The organism is Flavobacterium sp. NLM, from assembly GCF_002210235.1.
GTDB classification, from domain to species: domain Bacteria; phylum Bacteroidota; class Bacteroidia; order Flavobacteriales; family Flavobacteriaceae; genus Flavobacterium; species Flavobacterium panici.
Genome location: NZ_LIAC01000001.1, coordinates 251,919 through 276,335, shown reverse-complemented (window position 1 = coordinate 276,335; position 24,417 = coordinate 251,919). Strand labels below are relative to the sequence as shown.

28 protein-coding genes are annotated in these 24,417 nt (G+C 31.9%); 10 read left to right on the top strand and 18 right to left on the bottom strand.

Annotated elements, in window-relative coordinates:
• Positions 1-99 precede the first annotated feature (99 nt).
• The 3 genes from APR43_RS01150 to APR43_RS01145 form a co-directional block, all read right to left on the bottom strand.
• Positions 100-606, bottom strand: a complete 507-nt coding sequence (locus APR43_RS01150; protein WP_053471206.1) for a PRC-barrel domain-containing protein — start codon at positions 604-606, stop codon at positions 100-102.
• 101 nt (positions 607-707) lie between these two features.
• Positions 708-875: a hypothetical protein gene (locus APR43_RS24365; protein ID WP_165590681.1), complete on the bottom strand. Its 168-nt coding sequence runs from the start codon at positions 873-875 to the stop codon at positions 708-710.
• Between the two features lie 189 nt (positions 876-1,064).
• Positions 1,065-1,625, bottom strand: a complete 561-nt coding sequence (locus APR43_RS01145; protein WP_053471205.1) for a hypothetical protein — start codon at positions 1,623-1,625, stop codon at positions 1,065-1,067.
• Between the two features lie 281 nt (positions 1,626-1,906).
• Between APR43_RS01145 and APR43_RS01140 the strand changes: the two genes are divergently transcribed.
• A complete protein-coding gene (locus APR43_RS01140) occupies positions 1,907-2,326 on the top strand; it encodes a helix-turn-helix domain-containing protein (protein ID WP_053471204.1) in 420 nt (139 codons plus the stop codon).
• Between the two features lie 213 nt (positions 2,327-2,539).
• On the opposite strand, the gene APR43_RS01135 is transcribed toward APR43_RS01140, so the two are convergent.
• Positions 2,540-3,508, bottom strand: a complete 969-nt coding sequence (locus APR43_RS01135) for a phage exclusion protein Lit family protein (protein ID WP_053471203.1) — start codon at positions 3,506-3,508, stop codon at positions 2,540-2,542.
• 176 nt (positions 3,509-3,684) lie between these two features.
• Between APR43_RS01135 and APR43_RS01130 the strand changes: the two genes are divergently transcribed.
• From APR43_RS01130 to APR43_RS01115, 4 genes are all read left to right on the top strand, one after another.
• The gene (locus APR43_RS01130) at positions 3,685-4,569 is read left to right on the top strand and encodes a DUF488 family protein (RefSeq protein ID WP_053471202.1); all 885 of its coding nucleotides are present in this window, start codon (positions 3,685-3,687) and stop codon (positions 4,567-4,569) included.
• Positions 4,570-5,397: a hypothetical protein gene (locus APR43_RS01125; RefSeq protein ID WP_053471201.1), complete on the top strand. Its 828-nt coding sequence runs from the start codon at positions 4,570-4,572 to the stop codon at positions 5,395-5,397.
• 2 nt (positions 5,398-5,399) lie between these two features.
• A complete protein-coding gene (locus tag APR43_RS01120) occupies positions 5,400-6,212 on the top strand; it encodes an HNH endonuclease (RefSeq protein ID WP_053471200.1) in 813 nt (270 codons plus the stop codon).
• 370 nt (positions 6,213-6,582) lie between these two features.
• Complete coding sequence (locus APR43_RS01115; protein WP_053471199.1) at positions 6,583-6,855, top strand: hypothetical protein; 273 nt, start codon at positions 6,583-6,585, stop codon at positions 6,853-6,855.
• A 54-nt stretch (positions 6,856-6,909) separates the two neighbouring features.
• Here the strand turns inward: APR43_RS01115 and APR43_RS01110 are convergent, their stop codons facing one another.
• From APR43_RS01110 to APR43_RS01100, 3 genes are all read right to left on the bottom strand, one after another.
• The gene (locus APR43_RS01110) at positions 6,910-7,608 is read right to left on the bottom strand and encodes a DUF1826 domain-containing protein (RefSeq protein WP_053471198.1); all 699 of its coding nucleotides are present in this window, start codon (positions 7,606-7,608) and stop codon (positions 6,910-6,912) included.
• Between the two features lie 103 nt (positions 7,609-7,711).
• Positions 7,712-8,239 (bottom strand): GNAT family N-acetyltransferase, encoded by a 528-nt coding sequence (locus tag APR43_RS01105; protein ID WP_053471197.1) that lies wholly within the window; start codon positions 8,237-8,239, stop codon positions 7,712-7,714.
• 73 nt (positions 8,240-8,312) lie between these two features.
• Positions 8,313-10,688 (bottom strand): outer membrane beta-barrel family protein, encoded by a 2,376-nt coding sequence (locus tag APR43_RS01100; RefSeq protein ID WP_053471196.1) that lies wholly within the window; start codon positions 10,686-10,688, stop codon positions 8,313-8,315.
• Positions 10,689-10,747: 59 nt separating this feature from the next.
• Between APR43_RS01100 and APR43_RS01095 the strand changes: the two genes are divergently transcribed.
• Positions 10,748-12,463 carry a histidine kinase gene (locus APR43_RS01095; protein ID WP_053471195.1) on the top strand — a complete coding sequence of 572 codons (1,716 nt, stop codon included), beginning with the start codon at positions 10,748-10,750 and terminating at the stop codon, positions 12,461-12,463.
• Positions 12,460-13,155 carry a LytR/AlgR family response regulator transcription factor gene (locus APR43_RS01090; protein ID WP_053471194.1) on the top strand — a complete coding sequence of 232 codons (696 nt, stop codon included), beginning with the start codon at positions 12,460-12,462 and terminating at the stop codon, positions 13,153-13,155. Before APR43_RS01095 ends, APR43_RS01090 begins: the two co-directional genes overlap by 4 nt.
• A 287-nt stretch (positions 13,156-13,442) precedes the next feature.
• Here the strand turns inward: APR43_RS01090 and APR43_RS01085 are convergent, their stop codons facing one another.
• From APR43_RS01085 to APR43_RS01050, 10 genes are all read right to left on the bottom strand, one after another.
• Positions 13,443-14,060, bottom strand: a complete 618-nt coding sequence (locus tag APR43_RS01085) for a hypothetical protein (protein WP_053471193.1) — start codon at positions 14,058-14,060, stop codon at positions 13,443-13,445.
• Between the two features lie 188 nt (positions 14,061-14,248).
• A complete protein-coding gene (locus APR43_RS01080) occupies positions 14,249-15,190 on the bottom strand; it encodes an aldo/keto reductase (protein ID WP_082356393.1) in 942 nt (313 codons plus the stop codon).
• A 178-nt stretch (positions 15,191-15,368) separates the two neighbouring features.
• On the bottom strand, positions 15,369-15,740 hold the full coding sequence (locus tag APR43_RS01075) for a nuclear transport factor 2 family protein (RefSeq protein WP_053471192.1): 372 nt from the start codon (positions 15,738-15,740) through the stop codon (positions 15,369-15,371).
• A 437-nt stretch (positions 15,741-16,177) separates the two neighbouring features.
• Entirely contained in the window at positions 16,178-17,200 is a 1,023-nt protein-coding gene (locus tag APR43_RS01070; protein WP_053470500.1) for an LLM class flavin-dependent oxidoreductase, read from the bottom strand.
• A 171-nt stretch (positions 17,201-17,371) separates the two neighbouring features.
• Positions 17,372-17,608, bottom strand: a complete 237-nt coding sequence (locus APR43_RS01065) for a hypothetical protein (protein WP_053470499.1) — start codon at positions 17,606-17,608, stop codon at positions 17,372-17,374.
• Positions 17,609-17,639: 31 nt separating this feature from the next.
• Positions 17,640-17,786 carry a hypothetical protein gene (locus APR43_RS24360; protein WP_165590664.1) on the bottom strand — a complete coding sequence of 49 codons (147 nt, stop codon included), beginning with the start codon at positions 17,784-17,786 and terminating at the stop codon, positions 17,640-17,642.
• 256 nt (positions 17,787-18,042) lie between these two features.
• Positions 18,043-18,657 carry a pyridoxamine 5'-phosphate oxidase family protein gene (locus APR43_RS01060; protein ID WP_053470498.1) on the bottom strand — a complete coding sequence of 205 codons (615 nt, stop codon included), beginning with the start codon at positions 18,655-18,657 and terminating at the stop codon, positions 18,043-18,045.
• Between the two features lie 141 nt (positions 18,658-18,798).
• Positions 18,799-18,972 carry a hypothetical protein gene (locus APR43_RS24355; protein WP_165590663.1) on the bottom strand — a complete coding sequence of 58 codons (174 nt, stop codon included), beginning with the start codon at positions 18,970-18,972 and terminating at the stop codon, positions 18,799-18,801.
• Position 18,973: 1 nt separating this feature from the next.
• Positions 18,974-19,540: a porin family protein gene (locus APR43_RS01055; protein WP_053470497.1), complete on the bottom strand. Its 567-nt coding sequence runs from the start codon at positions 19,538-19,540 to the stop codon at positions 18,974-18,976.
• Between the two features lie 32 nt (positions 19,541-19,572).
• The gene (locus APR43_RS01050; protein WP_053470496.1) at positions 19,573-20,337 is read right to left on the bottom strand and encodes a hypothetical protein; all 765 of its coding nucleotides are present in this window, start codon (positions 20,335-20,337) and stop codon (positions 19,573-19,575) included.
• Positions 20,338-20,616: 279 nt separating this feature from the next.
• On the opposite strand from APR43_RS01050, the gene APR43_RS01045 reads away from it, so the two are divergent.
• From APR43_RS01045 to ilvN, 3 genes are all read left to right on the top strand, one after another.
• A complete protein-coding gene (locus APR43_RS01045; protein WP_123924576.1) occupies positions 20,617-21,720 on the top strand; it encodes a sensor histidine kinase in 1,104 nt (367 codons plus the stop codon).
• Complete coding sequence (locus tag APR43_RS01040; protein WP_053470494.1) at positions 21,717-22,484, top strand: LytR/AlgR family response regulator transcription factor; 768 nt, start codon at positions 21,717-21,719, stop codon at positions 22,482-22,484. The genes APR43_RS01045 and APR43_RS01040 overlap by 4 nt, the downstream gene beginning before the upstream one ends.
• Before the next feature lie 567 nt (positions 22,485-23,051).
• Positions 23,052-23,549 (top strand): acetolactate synthase small subunit, encoded by a 498-nt coding sequence (gene ilvN / locus APR43_RS01035; protein ID WP_053470493.1) that lies wholly within the window; start codon positions 23,052-23,054, stop codon positions 23,547-23,549.
• Positions 23,550-23,568: 19 nt separating this feature from the next.
• Here ilvN and APR43_RS01030 read toward each other — a convergent pair whose 3' ends face one another.
• Positions 23,569-24,408: a DNA-binding domain-containing protein gene (locus APR43_RS01030; protein ID WP_053470492.1), complete on the bottom strand. Its 840-nt coding sequence runs from the start codon at positions 24,406-24,408 to the stop codon at positions 23,569-23,571.
• Positions 24,409-24,417: the final 9 nt, after the last annotated feature.

Sequence of the window (24,417 nt, the reverse complement as noted above, 5' to 3'; positions counted from 1 at the left end):
ATCAAAAAAGATCAAACATTTTAAATATTTGATCTTTTTAATTGATTTTTTAATAAGGTTTCGAATTCGTTGTATTAAAATCCCAAGGGAATATAAATATTAGTGATTTTCAAATTCTCTTTGATTGTAAAAATTATCATCATCACTGTCAAAACCGGACTCATTTTTAGGATAATAGGACTTTAACACATTTCTTTCATAATCCCTGTCAAAATTATGTTGTCTGTTGTATCTGCTTGTGCTTCTAAAAGTATCATATCCTATACTGTTAGCCATGACAATTTTAGTGTCTTTATTTATACTTACAGATCCAATTGGTATAATAATATGGCTGTCTCCGTCTTTATATATAAACTCTCTTCCATTCTCGTTTGCTATAGCATCATGCACCTCATTGCGGCTGTCGTCTATTAATCCTTTATCTAAATTAACATCCAGATAAACAACGCGCTGCATATCTTTATTAACCCAAAGATTATCTATTTTGCCTATAGTTCGGTTATCAGAATCTACTATTTTCCAACCTCTAACATCAGAATAGTTAGAAGCAATTTTGTAATCAGAAAGTTCGTCGAGTCTGTATAAATTTCTTTCTTTATTTTCCATACTTTCTTTTTTAATATTATAATTTATTTTTTTATGGTAAGTCTCGCTGCAGGAAACTTTTTCACTTATGTCAGCCCTTACCTCTTTACAACAAATGCATTTTAGTTTGTCGTGTTATCTGTACTTGTAGTGTTTTCGATTTGTACGTTGTTTTCACTTTGTACCTCGTTATCTCTCAAAAAGATATAATATATAATTGCTGAGATTAACAGAACAGCTACAATCCATGGCCATACTGGCTTTTTTTTCTCAATTTTAATTTCTGCCATAATTTATGTTTTTTTGATTATCAACATTTTAACTTGATAATAAAGTTACAAATGACAACGGACTATGAAGTATTAAATTTCAGCAAGAAGTTATACAATTCCCAGTAGAAAAAAATTGCAAAGATGATGTTACAGGAGATTAATAAGCCTTTAAAAAAAGAAATTTATTCAGTGATCGCTATGTTTTATTTATTCCGTTACAAAATCAATCTTATCCTTTTTCCTGATTTTTTCAACGCCCCTTTCTCTTATAATTTCTGCTGCATCGAGCATTTTGATTAAATGAATATAAGGCGTTGTTATGTCAGATTCCGGATCTCCAATATCTGGAGACAAGGAATGCTCGAGGGTTTGAAATAGAAATAATTCAAATTCTTCAAGCGTTTTTTCATCAAATGCTTTTTGAAATACAATAAAAGGATTATTGTATTCTTCCTTTGTTAGGGATGAAAAATGATAAACCTTTTCACTACCCAAAGACGCTGTAATTTTCCATTTTTTACTTTTCTTTTGCAGACAGTAACACACCTTGATAAAAAAGCTGAAGGCTGTATACAAAACAAAAACATCGCTGGGATTTTCCTTTTTGTGCACTTTTCTTTTATAGCTGTAAATTACCGCCTCACTTAAATTTTGTTTATAATAATCAAGAACTGCAAAGTCAAAAAAGGCTTCAATTGCCTTAAATGGATTTCCTGCCTCAAACCCTGCCCAAAATCCTGTATCGTAGGATATTTTATTCATTTTCATAATAATGAGATTTAAAATTATCAAGCGAAATTCTATTCTTTAAAAAGCATAATCAATTCGAAATGCACCTATATTACTTATTGTATATTCAATACAACCCAATTGCATTGCTGTATTTCATATCACATTAGGATTATACCAAAAATTGACGTAAAATAGAATAGAAATGGTATAATATCTGACAAAATAGATGTATTATGGGATATTTTTTTATCTTTGAAACTCAGGATTTTTAAGCAAAATGGCTTTATCTTTGAGTCTTTAGAAAATTGATATTCATTATGGAACAGAAAATACATCAGGGAAGAAACGTAAAACGTTTCAGAGAAATGCTTAACATAAAGCAGGAAGGATTAGCTTATGATTTGGGCGAAGACTGGAACCAAAAGAAAATTTCTTTACTGGAGCAGAAAGATGTAATTGAAGAAAAACTGCTGAAACAAATCTCTGCAATTTTAAAAATTCCTGTTGAAGCTTTTCAGAATTTTGATGAAGAACAAGCAGTAAATGTTATTGCAAATACTTATTCATTCCAAGATTTTAAAGATAATGCTGTCGCTTCTGGATTTAGTTACCAACCTTCTTTCAATCCTGTTGACAAAATTGTTCAATTATATGATGAAAAAATTGCGTTATACGAGCGTATGTTGAAAGAGAGAGATGAAATGATGGCGAGGCTTGAGAAATTGATTGGTAAATAATTATTTTAGAAGATATATTAAAACAAAAAAGAGACTTTCGAAAGTCTCTTTTTTGTTTACATTAATTATGTTACCTCTGCTTTTAAAATTCAAACCGTTATATTTCAAAATTTAAAGACTGAACTCTGATTGGAACTAATTATCAGAATCATTTTGTATATTTGATTAAGATTTTGAGAGTTCAGTAATTGAACAACTCTTCTGATATTAGAGTTATGTGTTATGTTTGATTTGTTCGACGAAATCCTCAAATGCTTTTTTTTCTTTAAGCTCTTTATTCCATTTCAAATTTAGACCGAACTGCTCAGCCCAAAACTCCAAGCCTAACAGAGCAAGACCCCAACATTCAGAATCTTCATTTAGATTTAGTTGTGTCAATGCTGAAACAAGCCTGTCTTCCGTGTTGGGGTGTTTGGTTCCTGTTGTTGTTGCTTTAAAGAAGAACATTGACAAAAGCCCCAGTGTTATTCCAATCTGAATTGGAAGTTCATTAATCTTACTTGGAAATATTCCTTTTTTTATCATTTCAATCGCTTCAAAATCAGCTTCTTTTTCAAACTCGATGAAATGAGAATTTTCATAATTATTTTCCAATATATCATCAATATGTCTTACAGCATGAACATATTCATGACATAAAATAAATTTATTGGCCTCTGTGTAAAAACAGTTGGGCTGTTCTACATAATCTCTGATCTCTGCTAAATATTTTTCTGGATTTGGAAGGTTCTCTTTATCCCATTCTTCAAAATCAACAATCAAAAATTTTGCATATCTGAACAATTCATATGCATTTTCTGTTATAATATCATCAATCTTATAAACTTCCCTACCATGTGTCAAATTATGTTTTGGAAAATCTATCTTTTGAAGATAAATAGTATATAACGCATGACATATACACCATAAATAAGATAAAAAGGACTCTTCTATATAAATTGCTCTGTCTTCAAATTTAATATATGGTGTTTTTTTTATTCTTTGTTCGCCATATATTATATTAATCTTTTTTGAAATACCGTTTTCTGCAATTGTTTTTGTCAGTTCTTTTTCAAAATCAACATGGGTATTTTGAAAAATAAATACAATCATATGATGCAAAACTCTTACTGGCTGGGTTCCAAAATGAATTTTTTCTTTATAATGATTTATTTCTCCGTTCTTTTGAAAAATCCATTTCATAATTAAAGTTTTTTAGCCATTTAGGCAATACTTAATATTATATTGTCTTAGAATAAAGTCTATCAAAAATATTAAATTCATCTTCGCAATTCACAAAATTATTCTTTTCCATACATTTTTAAAATTTTTAATTATTATTTGCCCATGCTAGGGTTTCATTTATTTACATTTGCAGAATGTTTTACAGAAGAAAAATAATTTTAGCTTTAATACAGATGCTTGGAGGTGAACTTGAAAAAATTCGCATCCAAAAACTGCTGTTTTTATTTAGCCAAAAACAATCAAAATCTGAATACGATTTTATCCCTTATAAATATGGTTGTTATTCATATTCAGCTAAAGCTGATTTGAATACAATGTTAAAGAAAGGAATTTTGGACGAAAATGAAAATTTATATATTAAAAACAGTCTAGTTGATTTTATTAAATTATTAAAAGTAGATGATAAAAGGAAATTAGACGAAGTTGTTAAATTATATGGAAAGATGAGTAATGATACACTTATAAAACATACCTATATCAACTATCCATATTATGCTACTAAAAGTCTTATCGCTGAAAGTATTTTGAATAAAGAGCAGATTAATAAAATTAATTCTCAAAAAAAACAAAGTAACGAAACTATACTTTTTACTATAGGATATGAAGGCATCTCTCTTGAACATTATTTAAATAAACTCGTACTTAATGATGTAAAATTACTTGTGGATGTTAGAAAAAATCCATTAAGTATGAAGTTTGGTTTCAGCAAAACGTTATTGAGTAAATATTGTGAAAGTTTAGGAATTAATTATCTGCATATACCTGAAGTAGGAATTAATTCAGACCAGAGACAGGAACTAAATACTCAAAAAGATTATGATGAACTTTTTGAGAGATACAAAAAAACTACTTTAACCGAAACTGATTCGTACCAGCTAAAAATTATAGAATTACTAAAAAAATATAACCGAATAGCTTTAACGTGCTTTGAAGCTGATGTTTGTCAATGTCATAGAAAACCATTAGCTGAATCAATTGAGAAATTTCCTATATTTGACTACAAAATAAAACATTTGTAGATGGCTAAAACAAGAGTTCTCATTGCAGTAAAAACTTATCCTACAATTTCTGGCAAGTACGATGAATTGGTTTGTACTGCTGGCTTTCTTGAAGACGGCTCTTTGATTAGAATATATCCGATTCCCTTTCGAAAAAAATCATACAACGAACAGTACAGTAAATATGACTGGATTGAAATTGATTTGGTCAAAAATACAAGTGATTTCAGACCAGAAAGCTTCAGACCATATTCGCATGAAAGCGAAATAAAAATAGTTGGAAAGCTTGACACCAAAAATTACTGGGCAGAAAGAAAAAAAATTGCTTTAAAAAATGTGTACACAAATCTGACCAAATTAATTAAAAATGCCCACAACAAAGATATATGCACTTCTTTAGCAGTTTTTAAACCAACCAAAATCATAGATTTTATAGCTGTGGAAGTTGAGCGTGACTGGGATAAAAAAAAGATCCTGCAGTTAAAAGCAAACCGTGATCAGACAAACTTGTTTGAACATCCTGAAGACCCTTTTGAAGTTGTTCGAAAACTGCCTTATAAATTCTCATTTATATTCGAAGATGATGCAGGAAAACAAAGTCGCTTGATGATTGAGGACTGGGAGACAGGTCAGCTGTTCTGGAACTGCTTAGCAAAACATGAAGGAGATGAAAGCAAAGCAATTCAAGATGTTAAAAATAGATACTTTGAAGATTTTGCTAAAACTAAAGATTTGTACTTCTTCTTAGGTACTACAGCCGTCCACCACTACACTTCAAAAAACCCGTTTATGATTATTGGAACATTTCATCCAAAAATTGAAACACAGTATTCATTGGATTTATTTTAAGTATGATTTGTCTTTTTTGTAAAAATAGTTCTAGTGATTCAAAGAGTGTTGAACATATTATTCCAGAAAGCCTAGGAAATAAAGAACATGTTCTGCCTATAGGAATTGTATGTGACAAGTGTAATCAGTATTTCGCAAAAAAAATTGAAAAACCATTGCTTGAAAAACCATACTTTAAAAATGTTCGAAACAGGAATTTTATAGAAAGCAAGAAAAATAAAATTCCATTAGGTGAAGCCATGGTTTTTAATCCTACAATGGGTAAAATTCAGATTGGTCATGATAAGAACAACACATTTATAATATTTGAAAATGAAGAAATAGCAGAAAAAGTCTTGTCCAAAGGCTCAGGTAGCTTCATTATCCCAATGAATAACGAACCAGAACAAAATGATCTAATAATGTCTCGTTTTTTAGCCAAATGTGCACTAGAACTATTAGTAAGTTATGTAAAAAATGATGTTTGGATTGACGAAATAATAAACAAAGAAGAACTTGATCCTTTAAGAAATTATGCAAGATATGGAACTGGAAAATTTTGGATATACAGCCAGAGAAGAATTTACAATGAAGAAGATCGATTCATAGATCATATTCATCATCCAGAGCCTTACGAGATACTTCACGAAATGGAATTCTTATATCTTGAATCCAAAATAATGTATTTTATACTTGTTATATTTGGTATTGATTATGTAATTAACTGTGGCGACTCAGAACTAGATTTATATTATGAATGGCTTAAAGATAATAATTATAGTTCACCTGTGAGGATACCATCAGAAGTTAAAGTTGAAGCAAATGTTTCCGTATAATATTTGAATCATGCTTTTAAGAGCACATATTACGCTACTTAAAGTAAAAAAAATTAATATCCTTACAGTAAATTATTATTTCAACGATCTACTCAACAAATCAACAACAACCCCGATCACGCGGATTTGTAAACCCGATCGCGCGGATTTGTAATCCGTGCCCGCAAAGTATATCTTAAAAGATTAAAAAAAATAGAAAATCCAGTTTTATTAATATTAGGAACGGGCACGGAAAAAATTTCCGCGCTATCGTTGTATATATCCGAGCAATCGGGAATATTTTCATAAAAAAAACATTTCAATTACGGTAAACCATAATTATCAAACACTTAATAGTTATATTTTTGAAACTAACTTTAAATAATTTTATATGGGAACAACAGTTGGATTAATTTTAATATCATATGATGTCAGCGACAAAAACAAAGAAGTAAAAGATGCTTTGATAGCTTTAGGTTATAAAGAGTCTTGGAAAAACGCAGGCAATGAAAAAATTTACCATTTACCTAATACGACTTTATGGCATCAATCAAAGTCCTCAAAACAAGGACTAGTAGATATGCAGTCAGTTTGTAAAAATTTAAAAGTTAAATTAGAAAAAGCGGTTTCTGTCAAAGCAACTGAATTTGTTTGGTTTAATTAAGCCACTCTTCTGAGTGATTTTTATAATAAAAAATATTTATAAGCAACAATTCCCTCAACAAATCAACAACAACCGATATTCTCCGTCATTTTCTATTGGCGCTCTATGAATACAAGGCAGCACTTCTTGTTTTGGATGGTCGACAGCCAGTCGCCAAAGATGTCCTAATCCTAAATTAATAGGTTTTGCATCTTCATGTAGCTGATAATGCAAATCAAAATAATTTTCTTTTAAAAAGTCTTCGAATTCTTCCGCTGGTCCATCGTGCAGCTCTTTTAGCTTTTGTCGTATTTCTGGAATCAGGATTTTTTGTTCTGCCTGCGAATTAGCAACAATATCGCTTGCCGCGCCGTGATAGGTGCATAAAAAAGTATCTGTTGCAATGGGCGAACGATCAACATGAAACGAATACACATCGGTCGAAATGAAATCAAATTCATCATCACGTTCATAACATTTCAGTAAATTAAGAGAAGGCGAAGCGCCAAAATCAGTTAATAATTGCAAATCATTTAAAATTATTTCCCTTGCTGTATTTCCCTTTTCTGAAAGTTGGAGAGCGATTAAATCTTCGGGAGAAACTTCGGTTATATTTTCTTTTAAAGATAACTTGGCTACAATTTCGTTAAAATCGCCATCTAAATTTCTGTGCCAGCATAACGCATTCATTTCTCCCTTGAAATTGGTATGTACAAGATCTGAGAATGTAGATACAACTCCAATTTGGCTGTTTTCAGAAAATATATTATTCATAATATGATATTAAGAGATTAAGTCACTTCTCTAATAAAAAATAGAAATGATACAGCCATAGTTTCTGCTGAATCACAAATTAAAAAAACTTTAAATTCAAAAATTATTTGACCTCTTTCTCCATTACAACCATACCTTTTAATTCGTCTTTGATAAAAGGATACGTCAAATCCATTTCGGCTGTCACTTTAAAATTTTGCTTTTCATAAAACTTTAATGCATCTGAACATTTCATTGCTTTGAGCCAAATCGTCTTTTTATTTTCATGAGCTGCAAGTTGTAAAACCATTTTAAGAGTAGCTTTTCCTAAGCCTTTCCCTGCAGCTTCTTTTAGAAAATACAACCGCTCGATTTCTAAAGCATTAGTATCTTTTTTTCCGTCTGCAGATTTATTATTATTAATTTTTAATACGCCTATAGCTAATTCCTGATCGTAAATAAGATAGAACTGAGTTTGGGGCACATTCATTTCTGAAATTATTTTTTCTTTTGTAAAGCTGGCGTTCATATAATTTTCACCATTATCAGTCCATAAATAGAGATAATGTTCTTTATAGGACTGCTTATATACTTCCAAAATCTGCGGTATATCATCTTCTGAACAAATTTTGTAGACGGGTTCTTTAATCATGTGCTAAAAGTTTCAATCTTGATTTTTAATAGAAACGCAAATGTAAGCATATAATAAATAAACAACAGCCGTATTAATTACGATTCGCACTACTCGCCTGCCTGATTGCTTTTGGATCTGTTAAATTAAAACGATACACAAAACTAAGTCTGTAGCGGGCTGCATTTGGAATACTGTTTTCGGTAATATAATAATCTGTACCCGTTGTTGTGCTTTTATTTTGGCGTAAGTCAAAAGCATTTGAAACATCAAATACAATGGTAGCTTTATCTTTTAAAAAAATTTTGCTTAAACCAAAATCAAGCGATTGCAATGCATCGTTTTTTGTCTGCGCATTTTGCTGCGCGCCGCGAAAGTTATAACGACCCTGAAAACTGAATTTTGATGGAAGTTTAATCTGAGTACTTAAACGTCCTGTAAAAGTTTGTCCGTTATAATCAAGGTTTTCGTCCTGATAACTTCCTTTTTGAGTAAAGTTATAAAAATTCATTTCTAAATTGACCTGAAGCCATTTTAGCGGATTATATAAGGTCGAAAGTTCTATACCGCTTCGTATTTCATGCTGAATATTAATAGGCGTTGTAAAAAATATATCATTTTCACGATACGTAAAATCCTGAATATAACCACTCTCCCATTGATAATAAACGGAAGGATTAAGCGTAAGCTTTTTCCACGCTTTAAGAAAACCCAGTTCAAACACATCAGAATAAGAAGGATTTAGATCTGGATTACCAACATATTGCGCATTCAAATCGGTCAGCTCGTTAAAAGGGTACAAAGCATATAACGGCGGACGGTTAATTCGTTTGCTGTAATTTAACTGCAAAGTAGATCCCTCAAACTTGTAACTTAAATTAACGGTTGGAAATAATCTGTTGTATTTTTTATCGTCGTTGTAGGTGTTTTTAATATCTGTAATAGAAATTTTGGTGAATTCCGTTCGCAATCCCAACATATAATTAAAGCTCCTGAATTTATTACTGTATTGCGCATAAGCACTTGAAATGGTTTCGGTATAATCCAGATCATTGTCAATATTTTGATAAATCGACCAAATATTCCCCTGTTGCTGCTCTGCCAAAAACTGACTGGAAACTTTACGAATCTCTGTTTTAACACCCATTTCAAATACAGAAACAGAATCAATTGGCTGGACAAAGTCAGTCTGCACAAGCAAATCTTTACTGCTTCCTATTGAGTTGGTTCTAATACCGGGATAAGCCTGCGTTTCCGGATAAATACGCTGTGTTGAAAGATCCCACTTTTTATCACTGTTCCACCAATCGTACTGAACATCGATAGTCCATTTTTTTGAAGGTTTTTTAAAAGTTTGGGTATAATTAAACTCGAATTGGTTGTAATCTCTTTTTTCTAATGATTTTCCTTGTCTTGTTAAAAGACTGTCTTGTACATGGTTTGCATTGCTGTAATCATACAATAAACGGGTTTTATCATCATCTGTCGTGGCATTTTTTAAAAAAGCTGCAGTAATAGTGCGATGTTCATCAATATAATAATCAGCACCCAGATACATCAATTTTCCGTCGTCGTGGCGATCCTCATTTTGCACATGGTTAAGGTAATTTGGAGAACCGTTATTCATAGTCGACTGATTTGTAGTATATAATCCAACGTAATCCGAAGAACGTATACCAAAATTGGAAAAAATATTAATTTTATCCGATTTAAAATTGATGCTTGGATTAAGTCGGCTGTCATTTGGTGATCCGGCAACTAATCGAACCTGACCGCTGAAACCGCTTTTTTTGTTTTTCTTTAATATAATATTAATAATTCCTGCCGACCCCGAAGCGTCATATCGGGACGAAGGATTTGTTATTACCTCAATGCGTTCAATTTGGTCGGCTGCAATTTGGTCGAGTGAATTGCTTTGCGTTAAACCAGACTGGCGTCCGTTAATTAACACCAAAACACTGCTATTGCCACGAAGACTTATTCCTCCCGTTGGACTAACAGTTACCGAAGGAACTCCGTTTAAAACATCGTGAGCAGAGCCATTCTGCGAAAGCACATCTTTACCTACTTCAAAAACTTTTTTATCCAGTTTTAAACTCACGCTGGATTTTTGTCCTGTAACTTCAACTGCATTTAATTGTACAGCATCGGCATTTAAAAAAATAGTTCCCAATTCTGTTTTTGGTTTCCCCGAAATGATTTCGAATGTTTGAATATAATTTTGATATCCGATATAACTAAAAGAAATGGTCATTTTACCGCTTGGCAGTTCTTCGAGATTAAACATACCTTGGTCGTCTGTTACGCCAACTGCTACTGTTTTTGAGGTATTATCTTGTATGGAAACTGTCACATACGGAATTGCTTCTTTAGTTATATTGTCCTGAACTTTGCCCGAAACAGCTGCTTTCTGCGCCAGGCTAAACATTGGAATAAATAAAATTAAAATACTGGCTATTAAGGTTTTCATATTTATTGGTTTTGATGATACAAGATTACTTTATAAAATAAAATCTTACCTTTTAAAACATGCAAACGGCTCCAAGAGCTTTTGAAATGCATTTAGGTATTCGATATTTATTTTATCTTTATCTCATGTATCGACCGCCCTTTTTTATAGTTTTATTACTGCTAATGTTTTCATCCTGTAAACAATATACAGAGTACGTGAAATCGGATGTAACGTATTATGTTGATGATGAAAATCGTCCTCATGATTATTTGGGCAAATCCGACAACTCTGTTTTTAAAGTTCCAATAGAAATCGAAATCCTTAAACGTGAAAATAAATCTACTCCTTTAGGTTTACAGGTAACTGCTTTTGGTTCTTTTGATGTTTATTGGGATGGTGTTTTTGTGGGAAGCAACGGTAAAATTGCAAAATCAGGACAGCCTGAAATTCCGGGAACTGAACTGACTTATTATCAAATACCCGAAAAATTGGCTAATACAGGTAAACACATTGTTACGGTAATTGGAACACAATCTAAAATTCGGGAGGCAAATCGCAGCATCGGCTTAAAACTGGAGAGCTTTTTAAGACTTCATCGTGCTCCGCTTGTTGTCATGTCTTTTATGAACCTTATGGCAGGGGCTTTTCTAATTGCTTTTATTTATTATTTTTTTCTCTACATAAACAGTACACGTAAAGAAGCAACGGTTTTACTTTTTGGAATAATCTGTCTGCTCTTTTTCTGTTTGCTTATTATAGAATACGTGAAATTTTATATCGATATTCCGTATACCCACTTTTATACCCGATTGCAGATTGTCGGTTTACTGACATTTATAATTTCTATACTCGTTCCATGGTATTTTATGCTGCAGTTTGGGTTTAAAAGAAAGCGGTTGTTTTTATTTCTTTTGGTTTTAACCCTTCTCACAATTTATATTGTTTACTATGGTCATTACGATTATACGGCTATCTATTTTAGTTATGCCATGTGTGCTTTATCTTTAATTATTGCCATCGATGCGGCATTTAGAAAAATTAAAGGCGGCTTAATAGTCGTGATGGGTTTACTGGCAAGTGTAATTGTAAATAAATATATGTTTTATGATTTTGGGTTGTTTATAGCCTTTACGATTATTGTCCTGTCAATGCTTTATCTGCATACTATCCGGGCAAAAGCGCTCGAAGAAGCTCATAATGCTTCGCTATTGCTTTCATCGAGATTACAGCTAGAACTGGTTAAGAAAAATATTCAGCCACACTTTCTGCGTAACACACTGACTTCATTGATAGACTGGATCGAAGAATCTCCGCAGCAGGGCGTTGTATTTATTCGGGCACTGGCAGATGAATTTGATATTATGAATGCTATTGCAGAGGATACCTTGATTCCTATTCAGCAGGAAATCGAATTATGCCGAAAACATTTAGAAATAATGTCTTTTCGAAAAGAAGTATGTTATAATTGGGAAGAAAAAAATATTGATGCCAATGAAGAAATTCCGCCTGCTGTTATTCATACTATTATAGAAAACGGAATTACACACAGTTTACCTCCAAAACAAGGCTGTATTACTTTTTGTTTAAGTTTTACCAGAGAAAAGCAATACAAACAATATACCTTGTTAACCGTGGCAAAAAACCGAAACAGAAAAAAAGAAAACAGCAACGGAACAGGTTTTAAATACATCAAAGCCCGATTAAATGAAAGTTATGGCAGTAATTGGGAATTTGATTCTTTTGCTGTAGAAGAAGGATGGTGTACAACAATTAAAATTTTTGATAAAAAATGAAAATTCTAATTATTGAAGACGAAGCCCGAATTGCTAAACGAATCGAAAGAATGACCCGTGATTTTTTTGATAAAGAGGTTCAGATTCTGCTTAGCGATTCTGTTGAAAACGGACTAAACACAATCGAAAAACAGTCCATTGATTTACTGCTTCTCGATTTGAATTTGAATGGCGAGGACGGATTTGAAGTACTTCAGACCGTTGTCGCAAAATCTTTTCAAACTATTATTATTTCCGCTTATACAGATAAAGCGATTATGGCTTTTAATTATGGTGTTTTGGATTTTGTTCCTAAACCATTTGATGCAAACAGACTTGCTCAGGCCTTTACACGTTTTACAACACCGGAAAAAACAAATAGTCAGGATATTCAGTTTTTAGCCGTAAAAAAAGCAAAAACAATTAAACTCATCACTATTAAAGATATAAGATACATAAAAGGCGCAGGAATTTATACCGAATTACATTTACTAAACGGCCGTGTTGAACTGCATGATAAATCTCTGGAATCATTAGAAAAACTCCTCCCGGTTGAATTCGAACGAATTCATAAATCCTATATTCTTTGCTGGCAGGAAGCAGATAAACTGATTGTAGAACCTGGAGGAAAATATAATATGTTACTTAAAAATGGGGAATTATTGCCTGTGGGTCGTTCAAAATACAAAGAAATCAAACATAAATTGATTTAGTTTTTGGTTTGAATAATTACTCAGATTCAGACATGTTATTTTAAAAAAAGATCAGATAAACTTTATTTTCCAGATGTTTTAATATTATAAACTATTTTTCTGGTAAGTCTGTCTTACCTTTCTGACTGTGTGATAAGCTAATTATAGGAAACTGTCAATTTTGTATCTGGAAGAGATATTTTTTAAGAGTGTCATAATATTGCCAAAGCATTTGTTACAGTTTAGGCAGCTTTTTCAGTTCATGAGAATTTCTGAGAAAGAGGGAAAAATAATTCTAAAAAAATGAATTAAGACAAGAAATGTTCTAATCTGGTTTTTAGTGTTTCTTCATTTATATGACCGAAATGATGTCCTAAAATATTATAGTTGTCATCAAAAATAATAAAAGAAGGAGTTCCTTGTAATTGATTAATTGTGAAGGTTTCTGCTATTAAAGGTATCTCAGAGTAATATGACTTTATTTTCATCAGTAATATTTCTTTTTCTTTTTCTGAAAAATTTGAAAAATTTGGAATAGCATTACAAATTGCTTCAATCTTATCTGAGTTTATTAACTCTTCAGAAGATATAATACTGTCAAAAGCTACAGGAAATTTTGGAATTTCTGAATAGTTAGAAAGTCCATAATTTGATTTAAAATATTTTTTGGTTTCTCCAACTAATTTACCGTTATCTAATAAAAGTTTTAAGTTTGCTTCGTTATTGTATTCAAAGTCTTCAAAAGCAGTTGCTACACCAATAAAGCCAACATTACTGCTAAATAATCTGTAAAGATTATTTATAATAGGAATACCATATATAAAACACCCCGGGCAGTTTACTTGAAATACAAATGCTATATTTACCTTTTTTATTTTAAATTCCCCTTGAACTAATTTCTGAATATTGAGATGAAATTTTGACATTGGTGAAATAATTATTCATTAAGTTATAGTACAAAATTAGTTAGGATTGCTAACTTGTTAATAGACCAGTTTTTACAATAACTCTTATTTTCTGGTATACATAATGCTCAAAAAACATAAAAAAAAGCCTCTAATTAAAGAGGCTTTTTTAATATATGATCAGAGCAATACAGTTACTATATCATTACTTAACTCCATTCTGGAAACTGGGTTTTATTTAAGTCCAGCTTTTCAATCGCTTTCATATCTCCAGAATCTAGTTTGAAATCAAAAATCCCAAGATTTTCTACAATGTGTGTTTTTTGAGAAGATCTTGGAATGGCAACAATACCGCGTTGATAATGCCATCTCAAATTTACCTGAGCAACAGTCTTATTGTATTTTTTCGCAATTTGAGTGAATACTTCGTTTGTAAAAAGTCCATTGCGGCCTTCTGCAAAAGGCGCCCATGCCTCCATCTGGATATTATGTTTTTTCAACAAATTATACGCATCTCCCTGCTGAAAATAAGCATGTGTCTCAATCTGGTTTATAACTGGTTTTACCTGAGCATAAGACAAAAGATCAGCCAATTGGTTTGAATCGAAGTTACTTATTCCTATAGCCCTGATTTTTCCAGCTTTGTAAAGTTCTTCCATTGCTTTCCAGGATCCTTTTACATCACCTCTCGGACGGTGTATAAGATACAGATCAAGATAATCAAGTCCCAATTTAGTCAGTGTTTCTTCAAAACCTTTTTTTGCATTTTCATAACCGGCATCATCAACCCATAGTTTTGAGGTAACAAAAAGTTCCTTTCTGTTAATACCGCTTTGTTTTATTCCTTTGCCTACTGCTTCTTCATTTCCATATATTTTTGCAGTGTCAATAAGGCGGTAACCTACTGATAAAGCATCTGCTACAGATTGTTGGCATACTTCACCTCTTAATCCGTAAGTTCCAAATCCAAGGATCGGCATTTTTACGCTATTGTTCAGCTTAACATTTGTAATTTCTTTAGCATTATTATCCATTATTTCATTACCGAATAGATTGGGCATTCCAAATAGACCCAGGTAAATTCCTGCAGCTGCAGTGCTTTGTAAAAATCTGCGTCGGTTTATTTCATTTTTTTGGTTTTGGTTATTCATAATAGTTTAGTGTATTAGTCAATTTAAATGAGCTAATAAAAGTATATATTATATTTTAAATAGAATATTAATTTTTCAATGCGAAATTAATTATTAGGATATCAACGCTTACCATAAAAAAAACTCCAAATCAATGATTTAGAGTTTTTATAATGCATTTAAATTATTTTTATAATCATTACTGAGACAACTCAGCTTCAGTATGCAAAGCACAAACCCAATTATTATTTTGTTTGATCCAGGTCGAAGTACAGGCACATTTTACAGGAGCTTTTTCTTTAGCATCTTGTATTCCTAATTCTATTACGTATCCTATTATTGCAGTATTTTCAATCGACTTTGCTTCGACATCAGAAATACTTAATACTTTTATTTTATCACCATCGCCTGATTCAAACATCTTTTTAAATTTGGCTTCATCGACACTTTGTACACCATTTTTGCCGGCAATTATACAAGGAAAATAGGTAAGCTGTTTTACCGTTTCGTAATCGTGATTTTCCATTCCCTGCCAATATTTTTTTTCCAGTTCAATAATTTGCGTTTCCATAATCAATCTTTTAATAATTAAACAGTTATACAAATTACAAACTAATAATGAAATGCAGGTAAAGCTTTAACATAGATTTAATCCTTTATAAATTACATTATTTCTTAAATAGATGACAAAACATCCTTTTTGTTATTTTACATGTTTCTTTGTTCTGTAGAAACATCTCATTGGTAGAAAAATTATATTGCAATAATGGTTTACGTTTCGTAGGAACGTTTGATTTTGACATTGTTTTTCAATAATCTGATCTGTCAAACGTTCCTACGGAACGGAAAATTACTGATCCTTATTTTTTTCTACCTACGAAACATTCCTACGGAATGATAAATCGAATACCAGAAAGTGACCAATTTAGTCACTAAAACAAATTAATTATAGTAAAAGAGGCTGTCTCAATTTTTGAGACAGCCTCTTTTATATTTATTTTAAAAAAATTAACGCCAGCCCAGTTCCGGGGCAATATATTTTAGAATAGAAGATAATATATGTACATTATAATCAACTCCCAAAGTGTTGGGTATTGTTAGCAATACCGTATCTGCTTCCTGAATCGCTTCGTCCTGAGCAAGCTCTGCAATAAGTTTATCCGGTTCGGCGGCATAACTTTTTCCGAAAATGGCACGTTTATCACTTTCTATATAACCAAAACTATCCGCTGCTTTACCCTGATTTCCAAAGTAAAGTTTATCCTGATCGTTTATCAGAGCAAAAATAGATCGGCTTACCGAAACTCTTGGTTCGCGATCATGTCCGGCTTTTTTCCAGGCTTCTTTGTATATCCTGATTTGTTCTGCCTGCTGGATATGGAAAGGTTTTCCGTTTTCGTCAAATTTCAGCGTCGAACTTTGCAGATGCATTCCGTTTTCAGCTGCCCAAACAGCAGTAGCATTAGAGGCAGCTCCCCACCAAATTCGATCGCGTAATCCTTCGGAATGTGGTTCTAAACGCAATAATCCGGGCGGATTTGGAAACATCGGATATGGATTTGGCTCTGCAAATCCTACACCGTCTAATCTCTCTAAAAATTCCAACGCTTTTTTACGTCCCATATCAGCGTCTGTTTCTCCTTCTAAAGGTTCATAACCAAAAGAGCGCCAGCCGTCAATAACTTGTTCCGGCGATCCCCTGCTGATTCCTAATTGTAAACGTCCTTCTGAAATTATGTCTGCGGCACCGGCATCTTCAACCATATACAAAGGGTTTTCATATCGCATATCGATAACGCCTGTCCCAATTTCTATTTTGCTTGTTTTGGCACCAATGGCCGAAAGCAAAGGAAAAGGAGACGCAAGCTGCTGCGCGAAATGATGTACTCTGAAATAAGCTCCGTCTATGCCTATTTCTTCTGCAGCAACGGCTAAATCAATTGATTGAAGAAGTGTATCGCTTGCTGTACGTGCTTTATATGATGGATGATTGGCCCAATGCCCAAACGATAAAAATCCTATTTTTTTCATAGATAGCATTGTTATAATTTATAATCTCAAATATACGCATCATTATTGAGTGAAACTATACTCTTTATATCGAAACTGTTATCATTTGCTAAGATTTATCGTAACGAACACATAATATGCTTTTAAGTTTTAGCAGGAAATTCATCTCGTGTAAATATCCTTTTTATCTTTTCAATTGTTTCTGTAGATTTTTCCTGTATCACTTTTCATCAACAAATTATAACAGTTTTTTAAAAATTTTTTGATCCAAAAAGTATGAGCAGCTTTGTTTTTTTCAATAGTAAAATCAACTAATTCCTTAGCTTCTTTAACTGCTGATGTTTCTATTTTATTTTTAAATGAATTCGAAAAGAAATTTTTCTTAGCTAAGTTTATTTTAGGGTCAATTATAGGATTTATAATTTTCATAATCTTTAAAATAAATTCTGTTACTATAAACCTAAACTATTTTAGAGATTAATAAAACAGCAATAAAGAAAACGATGGCAAACACCATTAAATTTATAAATCTATCTTTATTCTGCAAAGATTTTTTTGATACATATTGTTTCGTAATCTCCTTACTTCTTGTTTTATCTGCTTTCATATTAGTTTTAATTGATATTGATTTATTTAAATTTCTCTAACAGAAACAAATGACATGCCAGAGCATTTTAGACAAAAGCAAAATACTAACTATCAATAAACTACAAAAAAAGCATAACCCTCTTATTTTTAAATAGCTATCAAAATGATAAGATAGGCTATTCAAAATGAAAGGGATATGCTCTAAAAAGAAGTTCGAAAAGTTAGACAATGAACTTAATTCGACTTCTTCAAAAAGAATAACAGTTTTTCTCTAATTATTTTTTGGATAACTCTAATTCAAGCTCTTTTACCCTATTTTCCAAATCAGAAATATATTTTTTCTGCGGCAATAAGGCCTGTTCAATTTCTTCAGTTGAATAACGTGGCGTAATATGCTGCGGACAATTCCAGTCGTAAGCCTGAATTTCAAAAACCATCATGCGCTCCGGACGAAACTTATAATCTTCTGGTTTTAAAAGATCATACAGTTCCTTATTCTCTTCTAAATTAACAATTTTCGCTTTTGCATAAAGTTTTAATCGGGCTCTTTGCGGATACGAAATCATAATTAGAGCTACTTTTTCATTTTTAGAAATATTACCCGTAGAAATATATTGTCGGTTGCCTGAAAAGTCAACAATTCCAATTGTTTTATTATCGATCACTTTAATAAATCCTGCTGGGCCGCCTCGGTGCTGAATGTATGGATATTCATTTTCTCCAAAACTGGCCATATAAAAACTATCTCTGTCACTTATAAAGTTAATTTCGTTTTCTGTCAATCCGTCTACAACCGACATTTTTTCCATGCGATCATAAGCACTTCTGCTTCCGGCTTCTTCCTGCATTTTTTTAATAGTATCTGTAAAAGCTAATTGTCCGTAATTCATAATAGAAAATTTAAATTGTTTTTAATCTTTCCTGTAATTAACTGTAAAGTTCAACTATTAGATTGTAATATGAAATGGACAATTTTTACTTTATGATGGATAATTATTATAGATGCAGAAAACAAAAAAGGTTCGCTATTGCTAGCGAACCAAATCATCTTTTTTAACACCTAAACTGCTGTCTATTTTTTCATTTAGTTCTATTCTCGCTTTCAGGATATAAGTGATCGCTGTGCTAATTAGAAAAAATAAGGAGATAATCAGTATTACCAATGTAACCAGAAGTCCTTTTATGATTTTCCATGAGTTCATCATTTTAAAACAAACGAACAGATAATCCTGCCTGAATTTGCTGGCTGTTAGCTTTTTCTCCAAAGTTACTCACATCAGAAAATCCCCAGATATATCTTCCATAAATCGTAATGGGTCTTATATTGATTTCGGCTCCGGCAACAACGGCAAAATCGGTTTTTTTGAAAAGCTTTTTACTATTATCCAAAACGCTTTGATTACCACTGGCCAAAAAACTGAACTGAGGCCCAGCCGTAAAAGTGATTAATCCTTCACTGTTTAAACGTAGTAAAACCGGCACACTTAAATAATTAAGTATTTTGTCTTTTTTGAAAGCATCTTTAAAAATGTCTTTATAACTATCTGTAATTTTGGTATTGGTTTGATTGAATAATACTTCTCCCTGAACGCCTATAAAATCAGTAAAATTGTAATATACAAAACCACCCAACTGATAACCCAGCTCAAAATCACTGTCAAAATTTTTACCATCTAATTTATTCATATTTACCCCGCCTTTAACACCAAGATAAACCTGACTATAACTAAATACAGACATGAATAAGGCTGCGGCTGCAATAATTTTCTTCATTTTTTAATTTTTTAAATTTGAATTTCGTAATACTATTTTTTTACGTAATTGGAGTATTCCGTAATTGTTTGTATGTTGGTTGCCTGCCCTATAAATTTAGCTTCCATAGTAAGGTTTTCATTTACAGGAACAAATTGTTTTGCCTGATCGTTCCACTTGTATTTTAAGACAATATCAAATTTATCAGCAGTAAGAATGTTCACTTTTACAGGCTTTTCGTTTAGCGTTTGTACTTGCTCCAATTTTTTAGTTTTAAGATTGATTGTCATATAAAATCGGCAGTCTTTTACAAAAGCATTTTCTTTGGTAAGAGAGCCTGGATCGACTTTATAACTAATCACCAATTGATCTGGCGTTTCCTTTTCAATTTTATAAGTGGTATCATCTGTTGGAGTTGGAGCTGCTTCTGAAGCTTTTCTTTGATTTTTTCTAAAAGAATTTACCTCTGATTTCGATGGTGATTTTCCATCAATAGAAACAACAGTCCATGGTTCTGTTCCTGCATTCGAAGGATCAAATTTGGCGATTGTTTCCGTTTCCTTCGCGCTCGTTATAATGGTTTGTTTAAAATCGAAAGCAAAGTTGTCAGGCTTTTTTATTTTTTCGGGATTAAGAATACTGGAGTCAATTCCGTATTTAAAAAAGGTATCTAATATTTTTGATTTTTGTGCCGAAACCGCAGAAGTAAACAGTACCATAAAAAAAAGAATTAATGCATTACGCTTATAATTTTGCAATTGAGAATTTGATTTTGCAATACTGAAATCTTCCTTTGTCATTACCATTGTTTTTTTCATTTTTGTGATATTAATTGTTATAATTATGGCGCAAAAATATTGTTGGTAAATCTCTTTCAGGGAATTTTTAAAGTGAAGCGGCAAATCTGTGCGGTGAATCGACAATTTGGGATATTGAACTGAAATGGGATTGTTTCTGTTTTGCGAAACCCTTTATATACAGTACATTTACAGATGATTAATAAATAAAAAGTACAGCTGTTTTATTTTAAAATCCTTTTATTTGCACTCTCAAAAAGGAATCTAACCAACTTTTGATTTCCTGTAAAAACAAATTTTGTGAACCACACCGACGAAATAACTGATCCTGTAAAAAAGAGCTACTTAAAGAGTCTGCTCTTAATTACGTTTTTATTTTTAGGCTCATACTCTACCCTTTTTATCATATTTCCATTTGCTTATTGGAAAGAATATTTTAACCTGCCAGCTCATTTAATGCTGATAGATATATCAACTAATATCCTTTTTTGTATCACAATATTGGTTACCAGCCTTTTTATTGACAGGATTTTAAATAAGAAAATCTCATGGATGGTTCGACCTATAACACGATTGATTATTCAAATTGTATGTCAAACCTTTGGGGCATTGTTTGTCACTATTTTTTTAAGCACCATTTATTATATCTACGGAGAATATTTAATTGTAGTAAAACCTGTTGATGTAGGCGTTAGAGAAGCAGTTTATACTATTATTTCAATTGTATTATGGGCTTTAATGGTAAGTGCCCTGAATACAGGTGATTTTTTATTGAAAAATTGGAAGAATGCCACTTTAAAAGCAGCAGAATATAAAGTAAAAGCAGCCGAAAGTAAACAAATAGCAGCCGAAATAGAACTACAGGCACTCAAATTACAGCTGGATCCGCATTTTGTTTTTAATAATCTTAGTGTACTTTCGGAGTTAATACTCAAAGATCAGCAGTTAGGATATGACTTCACCGAAAATTTTGCTAAAGTGTACCGTTATTTGCTGGTTAATTCCAAAAAGAAATTGGTTACGTTACAGGAAGAACTGGATTTTCTTGATGCTTATCTTTTTCTGATTCAGAACCGTATGGGCGATAGCTGTACTTTTCAAATTGACATTGACAAATCGAAATTAAGTATGCAGATTCCGCCTATTACGCTGCAACTTTTCATTGAAAATGCTTTGAAACATAATCGTACCGAAGAAGAAAACCCATTGCTTGTTAAGATATATTCTAATGATAATGATGAATTAGTGATATCGAATACGATTTTACCGCTCATTAAAAAAGCTTATTCTACCGGAATTGGATTGAAAAACATTGTAAATCGTTATGCTTTATTAAGTGATCGAAAAGTTTCTATAGAAGAAAATAAAGAGACTTTTACCATAAAAGTGCCACTGATCAAATGAATACTATAAAAAAAATATTGATCCTTGAGGATGAAAAACCGAATTCGGAAAGAATTAAACGTTTGATAATCAAAATTAAGCCCGATGCAGAAATTGTGGGTGTTTTGTCGAGCGTTAAAAATACGGTTTCATGGCTGTCTGAAAATCCATCGCCAGATCTTATCCTTATGGACATACAATTAGCAGACGGTCTCAGTTTTGAAATTTTTAATCTTACCAATCTCACCTGCCCTATTATATTTACAACGGCTTATGATGAATATGCCATTAAAGCTTTTAAATACAATAGCGTGGATTATCTGCTTAAACCAATTGAGAAAAACGAATTGGAAGCTGCTATACTAAAATTAGAAAATTCTTTACAACAGCCTGTCAATCCTAGTTCACAGATTGAAGAATTGCTTGCTTATATGCAGCCCAAAGAATACAGAAATCGCTTTCTTATTCCTTACAGAGACGGTTACAGAAAAATTGATGTAGAGGATATTGCTTGTTTTTATTCTAACCTGAATATTAATTATGCTTATTTGTTTAATGGTGAAGAAGTTGTTGTACCGCATACGCTGGAAACACTGGAACAGGAATTAAACCCAAAAAGCTTTTTCAGGGCAAACAGGCAGTATATTATTCATATCAATTCAATTGAAAAAGTGAATAATTATTTTAACGGAAAATTACAGCTTAAAATAAAACACAGCAAAGATGAGGCTGTAATTGTAAGCAGAACAAAAGCTTCATTATTGAAATTGTGGCTGGATTATTAAAAGAATGCCTCTTTGAACATATTTAATTTAAACACATAGAACATAGTTTTTCAATGTCGTCAAAGGCGTTTCACTTGCATTAACACATCCCGATAGCTATCGGGACTATGTGTTAGAAACATGTTTCTTTTTATATTCTTTTGCACACATAAAACCTATGTTTCTATGTGTTAAAAAATCATTTTTTACTTCATTCAAAACCGATTATTAAACTGAAAAAAACTTTTTGTAATCTTATAAAAATCAATACATTTGTTGCTCATCCAGAACAGAAAATGAAAAACTTAATTAACATCTCTATTATTAACAGCATTATTATCATTCGATAATGATCAGGGATGTTATATAAATAAGTACACAGATACAATTTAAAACCTCCCTATTTGGGAGGTTTTTTTATTTAAAATATACATGAAAAATTCAGTACAAATTATTAACGCAATTATCATTATTCGTCAACCGTGACGAGGCAGGATTCTATTGCATAATAAAAGCCTTTCTCTGTCAAACGAGAAAGGCTTTTTTTATTTCTAAAAACATCTATTATAAATAATATTAAACTTTTAAATGAAACAAGAATATACTTTAACCGCCTACACAGAAGATCAAATGGGATTACTGAATAAAATAACCGTTATACTTTCCCGCAGAAAAATCAGTTTGGAAAGCCTGAATATTTCTACTTGCGAAATCGACAAAATGTACCGATGTACGCTCGTAATCAATGATACTTTTGAAGTAGTTAGAAACATAGCACTTCAAATCGAAAAAATCATCGAGGTTTTTAAGTGTTATTACAGCACAAATGATGAGATCGTATGGAAACAAATAGCATTATTTAAAATAAAAACTTCGAGCATCATGAACGAAGAAATGAATTATTTACTTAGAAAATATAATACTCAATTTATAACTATCGAAAAAGATTTTACGGTTTTTGAAGCAACGGGACATGAAAATGAAATCAAGAATCTGGCTTTAGAATTAAAGAAATTTGAATTGATCGAATTTGTAAAAAGTGGTAGGATTGCTGTTGCTTTTAATAATGAAGGTTTTGAGGTATAACTATATTTCGTTTATTCTATTAAACCTTAAAAAAATTAGCGCCAATCCAACGCTCCTTCCAACTGTTCCAAACTTGTTCAAACTGAACATCATTTTCTTTATATTGATTTTTAAACAATTCTTTTGCCGCAGCAATATCTTTATGCTCTTTCAAAAAACATAAAAACTCATATTGTTCTTTGTGCAAATCGTAAATTGACAATTTGAATTTGTGTCGTAAAACCACGCAATAACTTTCGTTTTGAAGAGGTAAATCAGGGTTCTTTTCATTTTTGAATTCAGAATAATACTTTCGAACAGGAAACTGGAACTTAAATAATGCAAATACAGGTACCAATTTTAATTCATTTTCTGGTGTTTCGATTGTGGATAATTGGTAATTTTCGTCTGCTTTTTCATCAAAAAGAACACCAATGGCGTATTCAAATCTGGCGAGTTCAATCATAAAATCAATCCAATCTTCTTTGGTATCTTCATCAGCGTCGGGTCTGTTATTTTCCAGATATTCTGCAAAATGAGCTCCCAAAAAAGATAAATTGTAATTATAAGAAGGTTTTGAAGCCAGATAATCATCGGCGAAAGCGCAAAAAATAGCTTCGCCTAAAGCATATTCTAAAGCACTAAACTGCTGTGACATACAATTTCGCAATCGCGCAATATAACTTCGCTGGTAAATAGCTAAATGTTCCTGAGCTGTAAGTTTTTCCGAATGGCAAATTACATCTTCAATTGAAGCTGCATTTTCTGCATTCGAAAGCAAATCATCAGGGTTTACTCCTGTTTGCTTATAAGGATCGAGCAAAAGCTGCTGCATCCATTGCTGAAAGTCTTTTAATGGTATTTTTACCGTTTTCTGCATTTTTGGAGT